14 protein-coding genes are annotated in these 13,700 nt (G+C 47.8%); 4 read left to right on the forward strand and 10 right to left on the reverse strand.

Annotated elements, in window-relative coordinates; translation table 11 throughout:
* Positions 1–44: 44 nt before the first annotated feature.
* A complete protein-coding gene (locus V6668_RS01905; protein WP_338707579.1) occupies positions 45–1,181 on the forward strand; it encodes a glycosyl hydrolase in 1,137 nt (378 codons plus the stop codon).
* 384 nt (positions 1,182–1,565) lie between these two features.
* Here V6668_RS01905 and V6668_RS01910 read toward each other — a convergent pair whose 3' ends face one another.
* Positions 1,566–2,171, reverse strand: a complete 606-nt coding sequence (locus V6668_RS01910) for a methyltransferase domain-containing protein (protein WP_036616541.1) — start codon at positions 2,169–2,171, stop codon at positions 1,566–1,568.
* Positions 2,172–2,397: 226 nt separating this feature from the next.
* On the opposite strand from V6668_RS01910, the gene V6668_RS01915 reads away from it, so the two are divergent.
* On the forward strand, positions 2,398–4,755 hold the full coding sequence (locus V6668_RS01915) for an Ig-like domain-containing protein (RefSeq protein WP_338707580.1): 2,358 nt from the start codon (positions 2,398–2,400) through the stop codon (positions 4,753–4,755).
* Positions 4,756–5,166: 411 nt separating this feature from the next.
* Here the strand turns inward: V6668_RS01915 and V6668_RS01920 are convergent, their stop codons facing one another.
* The 6 genes from V6668_RS01920 to V6668_RS01945 all read right to left on the reverse strand — a co-directional run bounded on the left by V6668_RS01920 (position 5,167) and on the right by V6668_RS01945 (position 9,379).
* Positions 5,167–5,712 (reverse strand): chromate transporter, encoded by a 546-nt coding sequence (locus V6668_RS01920; protein ID WP_036616547.1) that lies wholly within the window; start codon positions 5,710–5,712, stop codon positions 5,167–5,169.
* 2 nt (positions 5,713–5,714) lie between these two features.
* Entirely contained in the window at positions 5,715–6,302 is a 588-nt protein-coding gene (locus tag V6668_RS01925) for a chromate transporter (protein ID WP_017691071.1), read from the reverse strand.
* A 12-nt stretch (positions 6,303–6,314) separates the two neighbouring features.
* Positions 6,315–6,809 (reverse strand): Lrp/AsnC family transcriptional regulator, encoded by a 495-nt coding sequence (locus V6668_RS01930; protein ID WP_105406131.1) that lies wholly within the window; start codon positions 6,807–6,809, stop codon positions 6,315–6,317.
* 270 nt (positions 6,810–7,079) lie between these two features.
* On the reverse strand, positions 7,080–8,195 hold the full coding sequence (locus V6668_RS01935; RefSeq protein ID WP_036616552.1) for a PAS domain-containing sensor histidine kinase: 1,116 nt from the start codon (positions 8,193–8,195) through the stop codon (positions 7,080–7,082).
* Positions 8,188–8,838 carry a response regulator gene (locus V6668_RS01940; protein ID WP_017691068.1) on the reverse strand — a complete coding sequence of 217 codons (651 nt, stop codon included), beginning with the start codon at positions 8,836–8,838 and terminating at the stop codon, positions 8,188–8,190. The genes V6668_RS01935 and V6668_RS01940 overlap by 8 nt, the downstream gene beginning before the upstream one ends.
* A gap of 109 nt (positions 8,839–8,947) precedes the next feature.
* Positions 8,948–9,379 carry a GAF domain-containing protein gene (locus tag V6668_RS01945; RefSeq protein ID WP_338707584.1) on the reverse strand — a complete coding sequence of 144 codons (432 nt, stop codon included), beginning with the start codon at positions 9,377–9,379 and terminating at the stop codon, positions 8,948–8,950.
* Positions 9,380–9,831: 452 nt separating this feature from the next.
* Between V6668_RS01945 and V6668_RS01950 the strand changes: the two genes are divergently transcribed.
* Positions 9,832–10,542 (forward strand): Crp/Fnr family transcriptional regulator, encoded by a 711-nt coding sequence (locus V6668_RS01950; protein WP_091038354.1) that lies wholly within the window; start codon positions 9,832–9,834, stop codon positions 10,540–10,542.
* An 87-nt stretch (positions 10,543–10,629) separates the two neighbouring features.
* Here V6668_RS01950 and V6668_RS01955 read toward each other — a convergent pair whose 3' ends face one another.
* The 3 genes from V6668_RS01955 to V6668_RS01965 all read right to left on the reverse strand — a co-directional run bounded on the left by V6668_RS01955 (position 10,630) and on the right by V6668_RS01965 (position 11,917).
* Positions 10,630–11,187 (reverse strand): GNAT family protein, encoded by a 558-nt coding sequence (locus V6668_RS01955; protein WP_338707585.1) that lies wholly within the window; start codon positions 11,185–11,187, stop codon positions 10,630–10,632.
* A gap of 124 nt (positions 11,188–11,311) precedes the next feature.
* A complete protein-coding gene (locus tag V6668_RS01960) occupies positions 11,312–11,467 on the reverse strand; it encodes a hypothetical protein (protein ID WP_017691064.1) in 156 nt (51 codons plus the stop codon).
* Between the two features lie 153 nt (positions 11,468–11,620).
* Positions 11,621–11,917 carry a hypothetical protein gene (locus V6668_RS01965; RefSeq protein WP_338707586.1) on the reverse strand — a complete coding sequence of 99 codons (297 nt, stop codon included), beginning with the start codon at positions 11,915–11,917 and terminating at the stop codon, positions 11,621–11,623.
* Positions 11,918–12,138: 221 nt separating this feature from the next.
* Between V6668_RS01965 and V6668_RS01970 the strand changes: the two genes are divergently transcribed.
* Complete coding sequence (locus V6668_RS01970) at positions 12,139–13,653, forward strand: DUF6359 domain-containing protein (protein ID WP_235193913.1); 1,515 nt, start codon at positions 12,139–12,141, stop codon at positions 13,651–13,653.
* Positions 13,654–13,700: the final 47 nt, after the last annotated feature.

Here is a 13,700-nt window from a genome sequence, read left to right on the forward strand (position 1 = left end):
ATCAAGCTTAGATGTCTGGTATTGAATCGAGGAGGGATATGTTCATGAACACATCAACGTCGGTAAAATGGCTCGAGGAAGCGTGGCAACAGGGAGCTGCCAAGACGATTCGGAATGCAAAGCGGATTAAGGATACATTTCCGCACATTGCCCCGCAAGGGACGTATGATCGGAATGATCCGGAATGGTGGACAGCAGGTTTCTGGCCTGGATTGTTATGGCTGGTCTATGGGGATGCTCCTGAAAGTGAAGCGGCGGCTTCGCTACATCGCATTGCCGAAAGCTGTGAGCGGCAACTGGAGGGTTGTCTGCGTGATCCCGAATCGGTGGATCACGATCTGGGGTTCATCTGGCTGCTTAGTGGCGTAGCCAACTACCGCCAGACGGGCAGCATGGATGGACGGCGGCGTGGCATGCTTGCCGCCAACCTGCTCGCTGCCCGGTTCCACGTGCGCGGTGAGTTCATCCGCGCCTGGAACTTCAGCTCGTCAGCAATGGATACGCGCGGCGTAGCCATCATTGACAGCATGATGAACCTGCCGCTGCTCTACTGGGCATCCGAGCAGAGCGGCGACCCTCGCTTCCGTTGGCTGGCGGAAGCACATGCGGACACCGTGGCGCGCGAATTCATCCGCGCGGACGGGTCCATCTGCCACGTGGTGGAGTTCGATCCACACACGGGGCAGAAGCTGCGAGAGCATGGCGGACAGGGCCATGCTCCAGGTTCCGCCTGGGCGCGGGGGACCGCCTGGGCGTTGCACGGGTTTGCGCTGTCTTTCCGGTATACGGGCGAAGCCCGATATCTGGAGACAGCGGAGCGTGCGGCCGATTTCTTCCTCGCCATGCTTGGCGAAGAGATCGTGCCGATGTGGGATTTCCGCGCACCTGCGGAGCATCAGGTGGCGTGGGACTCGTCCGCTGCGGCGATTGCCGCGAGCGGGTTGCTTGAGCTGGCGAAGCTGTCGCCGCGCGGGGAGACCTATGCTGCCGCGGGAGAACGTATCGTCCGCGGCTTGCATGAGCACTATAGCTCTGGCGACTCGGCAGCGGAAGAAGGTCTGATCATGCAGGGAACGGTGCATTACCCGGAAGGGCGAGGGTTGAATGTGCCGATTATATACGGCGATTATTTCTATATGGAAGCGCTGGCGAAGCTGCGTGGACATGCGGGGTTATTTTAAAAGAAGAATTGAGAACTACGGGCTGGAAGAACTGAAGGGGAGAACGGATTAGTAAGGTATTAGTGTTGTGAGCCTTCGAATTATTTCATTAGATTCAACTAGTTAACCGGTTATATATTCAGTATTTAGTTGTCAGTAGCATCAGTAGCAAACCATCATCACCTGTCCGCATAAGGCTGTCTCCAGGATTAGGAACGATATTCCCTCTACTGGAGAAGGAGTATACCTAAGCTTGAGCTTTGAATAGACAAATCAAGGTGAGCGGACAGGCGGATGGTGTACATAATCCAAGGAAGACAAAAGAATATCTGACCTATGAATATTCATTCTTACGGGTCCAGTTGGGGTACAGACTTAGCTATGCTCTACTGAAAAGATCGCTTTTCACTTCGAAGGTGTACGTCTCAGGATGACAAAGTCGGCAGAAGATTGATCTGGATAGCGCTGCGGAATAATCTCATGAACTTTGAAATCAGGATAGTCGAAGAGATACTCGAACAGATTACGGTCCTGGATTGTATCAATCCCCGGGTTGCCGTTTTCCTTCAAACGGGTGTAAAGCACCACCCATGCTGTTGAGGAGTGCAGAATATCATAGAGGGTATTGCGAAAATCTGTTTCATCCGTGATGTGATATAACACATCCAGACAGACCGTCAGATCGGCTTGCAGGAAACCACGGTTAATCCATAGGCCTGGTGTATACAGCATGAAACTCTTGGACGAATCCTTGGCAAATTGGGAAGCACAACGCTTTACTGAAGAAGCCGCTACATCCACGCCCAGGTAGTCCTCATAATTCATGTATTGCAACTGGTTGCCATCCCCACATCCAAACTCAATGACACGATGAATCCCTTCACGTTGAATCAGTCCGTTCACGACCTCGGCCTTGAATTCAGCCAAAACCCCGTATGAACCCCTCCCGGAAGTTTCACCCGAACGATATGTTTCCTCCCAATACCCGATGTAATCAAAAGGCTGATGCATTATGTTTCCTCCAATCCTGTTAAAAGAAGTTCAAGACAGTCAATATACATAGGTATGCGCAATATTCGCAGGTATGATCGGTTGAAACAGGAATAGAAGATAAATTAATTTCCATAGAATTCCCTGAAAATTTCCTGAAAGTCTAAACATCTGGAAAGGACTTGCCGACATAAAACATAAGGAAAAAAATGATGATAATCGGGGGGAAATGATGTTAAAGCCAAGATTGACCAAGTACATGGTGATGATGCTGGTGTTGATGCTGAGTATTTCCAACGTAGGCTTGGCCGCTGCGGCAGACAAAGAACTGTCCAAAATTGTGGTTTCCAAGAATGAGATGTCGCTCGAAGTTGGTGATTCTGGGTCTGTTACGGTGACAGGGGTATATTCAGACAATACCTCGGCTAATGTAACGATTAGTACAACCTGGAGTAGCGAAGATACTTCGATAGCAACTGTATATAATGGTGCAATCACGGCCAAAAAAGAAGGTAAAGCGACGATTACGGCAGCTTACCAGGGTCAGAGTCAGACTGTTCAAGTGAAAGTAACGAAGAAGGTCAAAGCCCTTTCGAAAAACGTGCAAAGTCTGGATTTGCGCACGGGAGATACAAAAGAAATTATTTTGACAGCAACGTATAGTGACAATGAAACAAATAATGCAGCAGCAAATACTGCAGAATGGTCTACCAGTGATGAAAAGGTTGCTACCGTTGTGAATGGTAAAGTAACTGGACAAAGCGCGGGTACGGCAGTTATTACTGCGAAAGTTGGCAGCCAAAGCGTGACGGTGGATGTTAACGTTGAAGTGGTTAAACGTGTAGATGTAGATAAACAGCAAGTTAACCTGTTGTTGAACAAAAGTGAAAGTGTGAAAGTGACGGCTACGTATCCAGATGGCACAACCAAAGATGTAACGGATCTGGCGGAGTGGACATCCAGCAACGAGAAGGTCGCAGACGTTCTTAAAGGCGAAATTACAGGATACTCGGCAGGTTCTGCCAAGATCACAGCCAAATACGGTACGAAATCAGTTTCCGTTGACGTGGATGTGGATCTGACGAGCAAGCTGAGTGTGGAGAAACAAAGTATTTTCTTCCGTTTGAGCGAGACAACCAAAACGGCTAATGTCGTTGTAACGGCTTCTTATCCAAACAGCAGCGATGTGAATGTAACGGATCAGGCAACATGGACATCCAGCAACGAGAAGGTTGCAACGGTGTTTAAGGGACAGATCACAGCCATTAGCGCAGGTTCAACAACGATCAAAGCAACCTATAGTGGAAAAACTGTAGAAATTGCTGTAGATGTAGATACGGCAAGATATCTGGATATCAAAGATGTAAATGACAAGCTCGCCATGAGTGTTACCGGTGATAACAAGTCTAAGACATTGGTAGCCAATGCCGAATATATTGATGCCAGTACAGAAAATGTAACTTCCAAAGCAACATGGACTTCAAGCAATCCAGATGTTGTATATGTATCAAACGGCGATCTAATTGCATACAAATCCGGTACGGCTACGATCACTGTAGCTTATGGCGGTAAAACGGTTAAATTCACAGTGAATGTAGACGTAGCAGACAAGTATGAGATGGACAAGAAGAAAGCATCGGTAGCCGTTGGTGGAACGACTTCTGCCAAAGTACTGGCGTTGTATGGTGAAACATCCAAAGATGTATCTGAAGATGCAACTTGGAGCAGCAGCAGCGACAAAATCGCTGAGGTAGATAGCAAAGGGGTTATCACAGGTGTTGCTACAGGTAAAGTAACCATTACCGCGAAGATTGAAGGCAAAACACTGACTCTGCCTGTTGAAGTAGGTATGGCTAGTGGACTGGAAGCAGACGTGAACTTCGTTGTTCTGTCTGCCAAAGAAACTCAGACGATCCTTCTAACAGGTACGGATGAGGACGGCAACACGTTGGATGTAACATCCGAAGCAACCTGGAAATCCAGCAATGCACGTGTAGCGGATGTGAAAAAAGGCGTGATCACAGGTAACAGCAGTGGTAAAGCCAACATCACAGCAGAATACGGCTCCAAAAAAGTGACGATCCAAGTTGAAGTGGATGTCATCACACGTATTGAAGCTTCCGAGCCGGTTCTTTCCCTGAAATCAGGCGATACAGCTGATCTGACGGTAACTGCCTTCTTGAGCGATGGTAGCGAGCGTGATGTTACGGACAAAGCTGAATGGAAAACGAACAGCTACAAAGTAGCTCAAGTGACCAAAGGTAAAGTCAAAGCTACAGGTTCAGGTAAAGCCAAAATCACAGCAAAATACGGCAGCAAGTCTGTAACGATTGCTCTAGATGTGGATACACTGAAATATTTGCAGACGGATAAAGTAACGTTGACCATGAAACCTGGTGAAAAGGTAACTGTGGCGGCTACTGCAACGTATGCTGATGGCAGTGAAGCGAATGTATCCAAACCGGCTCTCTGGAAATCTTCCCGTATTGCAACAGCATCAGTGAAAGATGGAATTATTCAGGCGAACGGCAAAGGTAAAGCAACAATTACGGTGACATTTGCAGGTGTGAAAACCAAAGTAACGGTAGTGGTTGAAGCAAAGTAAACGATATTTTTCAACTGTGAGTGTGAAACGTGGAAATAAAAACGGTGATGCCAGCTAATAGCTGGTATCACCGTTTTTTGTTTATAAACTAGGCATGTCTTCAAGCGCTAACGAATCTGAAACGTCTTATTCAGGGGTCTGGAGCGTTTGCAGAAATCTAAGGAATCTGAGACACGTTATATCGGAAATTACAGTCTGTTATAGCACTTTTGTCAGGTTATTTTGGTATATAACGTGTCTGATGTTCCTTACAATTTATAAAGAGGACCTAAAGACCAAATAAGACGTCCTGAGTTCCTTAGAAAATGAAAATAATCTAGCCATTCGCCAACGTCCTGAATCCCTGCATACACCACCCTATTACAGATGTATAACCAAGTGATTCTGTGACGTTCCCTGTATGTTCTACTACTACATCGTGTGAGACAGTACCAGCGCACCATAGGCAAAAGCGATCACGATCAGAATGGCCGGATGCAGCTTGGTTTTGGTCATGACCCAGAGCGAGATGCCTGCAATGATCAAGGTCTGCCAGATGCCGATGGAATTAGTGGACAGCTGTCCAAATTCCCATGTGAGCAGAATCATGAGTACGGCGATAACAGGCTGTACGAGTAGAGTCATACCTTTGACTTTTGGTGACGTGCGATGTTTGTTCAACAGACGAAGTAATATAATTAGTGCGGTCGCGGAAGGTACGATTGTGGCAAAACTTGCGATAATTGCCCCAAACCAGCCTGCTACGTGGTACCCGACAAATGCAGCAATTTTGGTTGCAATCGGGCCGGGAAGGGCGTTACCAATCGCCAGTACATCACCGAATTGCTCGGTGGTCATCCATTGGTAGTGGTTCACAATCTCTTCCTGCATAAGCGGAATGGAAGCTGGGCCGCCCCCATATCCCAATATGTTTGCTACGAAAAATCCCCAAAATAGTTCCCACCAGGTCTGGAGCATCCTTAGGACACCCCCTTATCGGACTCGCCTTTGGACTTGAAGCGCTGAACCAGATCCAGATGGAAGACACCATATCCAAGGAAAACCGCGATCACAATCCCCGGATGGATATCCAGCAACTGCAATAGTACAAAGGCAATTACGCCGAATAGGGCGGCAAAAACTTTACCAAGTCCCTTCCAGGCTTTCATGGCAAATTCATAAGCCATCATGCCTAGCATGACAAAAATGACCGGCCGCACGGCGGCTACCATGCCTGCTACCACTTTCGACTCGCGTAGCGCGTACATGGAACCGAGCAGCGCGATAATGGCAATGCTTGTCGGTAAAATGTGAGCGAGTACGGACACGATCGCGCCCAGCACACCTTTGGTTTTATAACCGAGATATGCGGCCATCTTGGTCGCGATGGGACCCGGCAAGGCGTTGGCGATAGCCAAAATCTCGCCGAACTCCTCATCACTGACCCATTTGTAACGCGTAACGGCTTCGTAACGGATTAACGGGATCACCGAAGGGCCGCCGCCATATCCGAGAATTCCGGTTCGTACCATTCCGATGACGAGACCGTTGTAATCTTTCCAACCCATGCTGATTTCCTCCTAGAGTCTCATGCCCATCCGGCTTTTATAACGTTTCAACAATAGCTGTGATTCCACTTTGACGATACCCGGCATCTTATAGAGCTTCTCCAGCAAAAACTGCTCCATCTCTTCCATATCCGCAAAAATACCGTGCATGTGCAGTGTACTCGGGCCTGTCATATGATAAAGGCTGGTGACGGCTGGCTCTTCATCCAGTTTCTCAGCGACTTCATCCAGGAAGGGCGGTTCAACATCGACATTGAAAAAGGCCGAGACCTGAAGCCCAACTTTGCCAGGGTTGATTACAACGGTGAAGCGTTCGATGATTCCTTTTTCGGATAACGCATTAATGCGGGCCTGAACAGCTACACGTGACAACCCGATCTGTGTACCCAGATCCGTATAGGATATTCGGCTGTTTTGGTGAAGCGCGGCGATGATTTTGCGATCCATCTCGTCCAGATTGTACATTTGTGGAATTTCTCCTCCTTTGGAGGAGCGTTTCTCTGACATGTTGACCATCCTTTTCTCTCGCTATATGAAATGAACAATGAAATTTTACTAATCATACAATGTGTATGTGGCATTCATAGTTTAATGACGAATCGTAACTGGAGTCAATCTATTTATCATGATTATTGAATTTAACCGATTTTTAGCCTTCATTTTGTCATTTCGACCAATCGGAAATAAAAAGACCACTCGCACAGTCCAATAGCGAGCAGCCGTTAAATAATAGATAAGCTGGATTGAAGCGCAAAGTGTGATACGAAGCATGTACGGTTATCCCTGTGCTGTCTTGGGCAGTAAAAGGGTAACGGTGGTCCCTTCGCCAGGCTCGGAAGAAACTCTCAACGTTCCTCCTGCACCGCGGGCACGCTCTTCCATACTGAACAATCCAACGCCATTGCCAGCGGTTGCTTCGCTGAATCCAGCACCCTGGTCTTCAATAATAACCATCGTCATGTTCTCAGCATCTTCTATAGTAACACGTGCCTCGGCAACATCGGCATACTTCGCGACATTGGTTAAGGCTTCCTGAATAATTCGGTAGATGGCTATCTCCCGGTTCATCTCCAGTCGTTTGCGCAAATTACATTCCAGATCAACTTCGATCCCGTAGTGACGGGTGTAATTCTCGATATACGTACGAATCGCCGGAACAACACCCAGGTCATCCAGAACGGATGGTCTCAGCTCCCATGCCATACCGCGTACATCTTCCATAATACCCGTGACCTGTTTACGAAGTGCTTCAACCCCGGGGTGAGGCTGGTCTGCCAGCAGGCGATCCATCTGAATCACCAGAGAGAAGAGACTCTGTCCAATCCCGTCATGCAGTTCACGCGAGATCCGGCGTCGTTCCTCTTCCTGAATGTTCATCACTTGGGACATCATCTTTTGCAATTCGGCTTCGACGGATTTCAGCTTGGTGACCTCGCTGCGTACAGCTAGGTATTGATATGGCTCCCCGTCGTTATCAAGGAAAGGCACGATGGTGGTGTTGACCCAATAATGACTGCCATCTCTGGCACGATTGAGAATTTCCCCGTTCCATACCTTACCTGAGGATATCGTGTCCCACAGGTTTTTCATAAAGCTTTTGCCATGGTATCCGGAATTAATGATTCGATGATCCTTACCGATCAGTTCCTCGCGCTCATACTGTGAGATTTCACAGAATTTATCATTCACATACTGGATTTTCCCCTTGCGGTCTGTCAGGGCTACAATGGAGGATTCATCCAAGGCAAATTTCAGATCACTCAGTTGATGCAGGGAACCCTTCAACCTGCTGCGAAATTCATTATCCGTAATGTGATTATCGATTTCGTTCAGCAGGAGGCGTACAGGCTGGTCTGCAAGTCCACTTAATCTGTTCTTGCGTGCACTACTCAAAGTTCAGCAACCCCTTTTTCATGGCAAACTTCACCAGTTCCGGTCGTGTACGCAGGCCAAGTTTCTCCATCAGATTGCTTTTGTGGGATTCGACCGTTTTGACACTGATGATCAGATGTTCGGCGATTTCCTTGTTGGCGTAACCCTTGGCAATCCAGGACAAAATCTCTTTCTCCCGCTCGGATAACGTGTCATACGGTCCGGCGTTTTCCTGTTTGGCTTTGTCCAGGTATTCACTCATCAGCCGCTTGGTTGCACTGGGGTACAGATAGGCGCTACCCTCTGCTACGGAACGAATCGCAGCAAGCAATTCTTCATGCGGCGCACTTTTGAGTATATATCCGGATGCTCCCGCATGGATGGCGCGGAACAGATATTCTTCATCGTCATGCATGGTTAGTATCAAAATGGAGACATCTGGCATCAATTTCTTCAATTCAGCCGTAGCGGTCAGACCGTCTTTTCCTGGTGGCATGCTGAAATCCATCAAGACTACATCTGGTTTCAACTCTTGAGCCTTGGCAATGGCTTCATCGCCATCTGCGGCATCTCCAACGATATGTATATCATTCTTTCCTTCAAGTAAGGCGATCAGCCCGGAACGCACGACAACATGGTCGTCTACAACTAATAGTTGAATCACATGATTTCCCCCTGTCCGCTTCCTTAGTTCTATCTATATCATAACAAAAAAAGAAGCCATTCAGAGCTTTAATCTCCGAATAGCTTCTCTTACGCTCCAGTTCAAACTTTTATCCAAACACCTTCGGCTGAAGATGTAGAGCGATTTGCTCCGTCTGCCGGATCATGTCCGGTGAGAAGGTGCAAGGCAGTCTGCTGCCAACGAGCAGCACGGCGCCAGGCACGCTTCCTTCCTGGAACACAGGTACCGCTATGGCACATACCAGCCGCTCAGCGAGCATTAACGGGCAACGACCGGGTGTATGCTCCCCGGTGGATTGTGCATCAGATCGAGCTGTGCGTCCAGTCCGAAGGGCTGTGCCCACCAGATCTTGTCCGGGGCGCATTTCCATGCGTTTCACCCGTTCATTACTAGCCCCAGAGGTATACTTCCAGCGTAGCATCGTCCCGTTAAGACAGGCAAGTCCACAGAAGTCGCTGGATGTGTTCAGGCGCAGGCCGTCGATCATCTCCTGAATGCCAGATGGCAGTTCATCATGCATGAGAGGACACTTCCTTTTTCGAAATTATAACGTACGTGACGTGTAATTATTATCATTAACCTTTGAACAGGATCATCTTAAAGTAAGGGTATTACAATGTTAGTTCTATTGTAGACCCTTTCTCTTACGTTGTAATTCAGGGAAAACCCCTATTTCCGTTCTATAATTTACTGAACTTGGGCAGTGAAGGACTCCTGAGTCAGGTGCACCAAGGGATTGAAGAAATGCGAAGGATGAGGCATATCGGTGAAATGTGACTTTTCTCACAGCAAACTCAGGGAGTTTCTCGTTAATGATCAGGTAATCCCCCGATAACCCTCGCGCTACTTTCGCGGTATGATGGATACATAAGGAATCACCGAGGGGGACGAAGGTTATGGGTACAGTATTTGTAGAAAGAACAACCCAAAGAGCAGAGCAGAGCAGAGCAGAAACAAACGGAGGCGGGCAAAATGACACGGGAAACAGGCGGAATCCTTTCGTTCGTTACATCTGAGCAATGGGACCTGATTGAAGCAAAAATGCAACCCAAACGGGTGAAGTCGGGATATAGTCTCTTTCTCGAAGGCGATGAAGCCGGATATCTGTACTACATTCGTTCGGGACGAGTGAAAATGACCAAGTCGACGGAGGATGGCAAGGAAATTATTTTATCCATTCAGCAGAGCGGCGATCTCATCGGTGAATTCGGCGGCATCGGCGGATTGAATCATAGCTACAGTGCAGAGATGGCGGAAAAAGGGGAGCTGGCCATTATCTCGCTTAGCGATCTGGAAAGCATACTCAGCAAACATGGCGACCTTGCCTTGAAATTCTTGCAATGGATGGCGCTGTCGCAGCGGATCACCCAGTCGAGATTCCGTGATTTGCTGCTCTATGGCAAGGCGGGTGCGCTCGCTTCGACACTGATCCGTGCCAGCAATTCGTATGGCAGGGTTACACCGGATGGTATTGTGCTGGACATGAAGCTGAACCATACCGATCTTGCCGAGATGATTGGAGCTACCCGGGAGAGCGTAACGCGGATGCTGGGGGCATGGAAGGAACAAGGTACGCTGGATATGATGGACGGCAAACTGATGATTCGTGACCTGGCAGCCCTGCGTTGTATGTGTGGATGTCCTACATTCCCGAGCTGTCCGGTAGAGCTGTGCCGGTTGTAATATAGCTTGTTCAGAGGCTTCACCTCCATTGGCGATTGGGGTCGTTACGGAGTAAAAGAAAAAAAGCTGGCGTCCCATATATGGGAGTCAGCTTTTTGTGTTTCTTTGTAATTGTTCACCTGCATATTCCTTTGCAAGAATCGAATAGATCACAGAGTCATGAAAGGAACCTTTGTAGAACCAGTGCTCCCGCAGCAGACCTTCACGCTGCATGCCAATCTTCTTCATGACATTCTCCGAAGCTGTGTTGTGCGGACGACATTTGGCGTAAATCCGGTGAATGCCCAGTTCGTTGAAACCGAAGCCTAGTAGAGCACTGGCTGCTTCGGCGGCATACCCTTTTCCTTGATAGGCGGGATTAAGGACGTAACCGATCTCTGCATTGGTTTTCTCCATCACATGAATACCTACTCCGCCGAGGAGAGTTCCATCACTTTTCAAACATATTGCAAGTTCAAAGCCCTCTCTTGGATGTGCCTGCTGTGTGTCCAACACAAACTTCACGTATACTCGTGTATCTTCTTCGGTATTCGGCCCCCACGCTGTATGCTGTGTAACTTCCGGCATGGATGTGTAGCTATGTATACTTTTCCAGTCTGTCTCCAGAATATCCCTGATGATGAGTCGTTCAGTCTCCAGTTGCATCGTTGTTCACTCCTTCACGTTTGAATAACTTTACTGTACATTGTACAACAAAAATAGCCCATATCAGATTCAACGAATGAATCGGTTATGAGCCATGATGTAGATCTATGATGTATGTGGCATGCTATTGTGGTTGTTTACATTGAACTGCGGGATAAGTATAAGCCAACTTACGGATAATTTCCTTTTGCCATCTCGTATCACCCAGATTGGTTGCCAGGTTCAGAAGATCCAAATAATCGTCAAGCTGCAGATCAGCCTTTTGCAGAGTTGTATTCATTCGATGTTCGTTCCCCTTTATCTATAAAATCGTAAAATCATATGCAGTAGAAAGTTACAAAGAGACAAGTTCAAGAATGATAATCATTATCACGTTTATATATTCATTATGCAATGAACGTTGGTAAAATGCAATCCCAAGTCCGCATCGAATTTAACTTTTTTCTGAAAATAGGCTCATCCACAGCACATAGGGAATGTATACACCGAGATATGCAGACGGATACAAGAACCAGCCATTCAGCAGGAAATGGTGAATCTCGGTGGTGAATGTGGTCATATGAGCATTCGTCGCATACACATCACCAGCGATGACGGTTGCCGCACTGTAGAAACAGAGTAGCGCAAGAATATGGAATACTCGGGTAACCATGCGGGAACGAAGAGCAACATAAGCCATAATCAGCGGAACAATCAACAAGAGCAACAAAAATATTAACTTCATCATCATTTTACTCCTTTGGTAAATGGAATCCTAATGATTATCAGTATGGGCCAATAGACTCAACTTCTAAACTTTTTCATAAACTTTACAAAAAGAAAGAGGAATTCAGCATATGAACAATTAAATTAAAGGAGGATAACCCATTATCAGGTAATTTGGAGGAGGAGAAAGGGAATATGAAGAAGGCGTTATGGCAGCACTGGATCGGGGCATTCCTGGTCTTTATCATGATGGCAACTGCACTGCTGGGGCCGGGTTCGCAAAGTCCGGTACAAGCTGCAGCACCACTTACGGTATCTCAGGCCATCGCTGCCCAGAGCGGTGGAGGAACAGCGACGGTTGAAGGAATCATTGTTGGACATGCTACCGGGTCACTTACAGCCAAGTTTACATCTCCTTATGCCAATGATTTTAATGTTCTGATTGCCGATTCAGCGTCAGAGCGAACTAACGCCAGATTATTGGATGTGCAAATTCCCTCATCTTTCCGATCGCAATATGGATTGGCGTCCAACCCCAGTCTTGTAGGCAAAAAGATCATCGTAACCGGAACCTTAGGTGCCTACAACAGCTATGCAGGAGTCAAAAACCCAACGTCCATCACACTTTCCTCCGGAACAACCAATCCTGATCCAGAACCAAACCCGGGCACAACACTGCCGGACGGTACCGGCAAGAAAGTATTGTTTGATAATACCCACGCCCAGACAGCAGGTGCTGCCGACTGGATTATTGACGGGGCATTTTCGGATTTTGCCAATGGTTTGCGAAACGCAGGCTTTGCCGTGGATCAGCTGGAACGCAGCATCCCGTATACATTCGGTGAGCAAGCTATCACCTATAATAAATTGAAAGATTACGACGTCTTTGTCATCGGCGAAGCCAACGTGCCGTTCAAAGCGACTGAGCAGGCAGCGCTTGTGCAGTACGTGCAGAACGGAGGAAGTATCTTCTTCATCTCCGACCACTATAATGCAGACCGCAACAAAAACCGCTGGGATTCTTCCGAAGTATTTAACGGCTATCGCCGCGGTGCCTTCCTGAATCCGGCCAAAGGCATGTCCTCGGCTGAAGCCGAATCACCAGCGATGCAGAGTGTGACGAGTTCAGACTGGCTCGCGACGAACTTTGGTGTCCGTTTCCGCTACAATGCCCTTGGAGATGTAAATGCATCGGATATCGTTGCACCTGCACAATCCTTCGGCATTACGACTGGTGTTAATTCTGTAGCCATGCATGCGGGATCGACCATTGCGATTATAGACCCGAACAAAGCCAAAGGCTTGGTCTATGTACCAAGTGGTGTATCCAAGTGGGGCAATGCCGTGGACCAGGGCGTATACAATGGTGGTGGACGAGCTGAAGGAGCCTATGCTGCCATTGCAAAGGTTGGTGTAGGCAAAGCCGCATTTATCGGTGACTCTTCACCTGTAGAAGACGCGACTCCGAAATATTTGCGTGAAGAGACCGGTGCTACCAAGAAGACCTATGATGGATTCAAAGAAGTGGATGATGCAACGTTCCTTGTGAATACTGTGAAATGGCTCGCGGTCAAAGAGAGCTACACCAGTCTGGCACAAGTGCCAGGATTGACATTGGATACGGCAACAAGCCTGCTTCCTATCGAAGCTCCAGCCGCATCAACCGAGCCGCAACTTGAGCCATGGGCTGCACCAGCGGCAGGGTACAAATGGTATGATCCAACTACATTTAAGACAGGTTCATACGGCAAAGCGCAATAAGTAAAGTAGACAAACATCAAATTATTATGCGAATAGGGTCTGACCGT

Origin of the sequence: Paenibacillus amylolyticus (genome assembly GCF_036894225.1) — a bacterium.
Lineage (GTDB): Bacteria > Bacillota > Bacilli > Paenibacillales > Paenibacillaceae > Paenibacillus > Paenibacillus amylolyticus.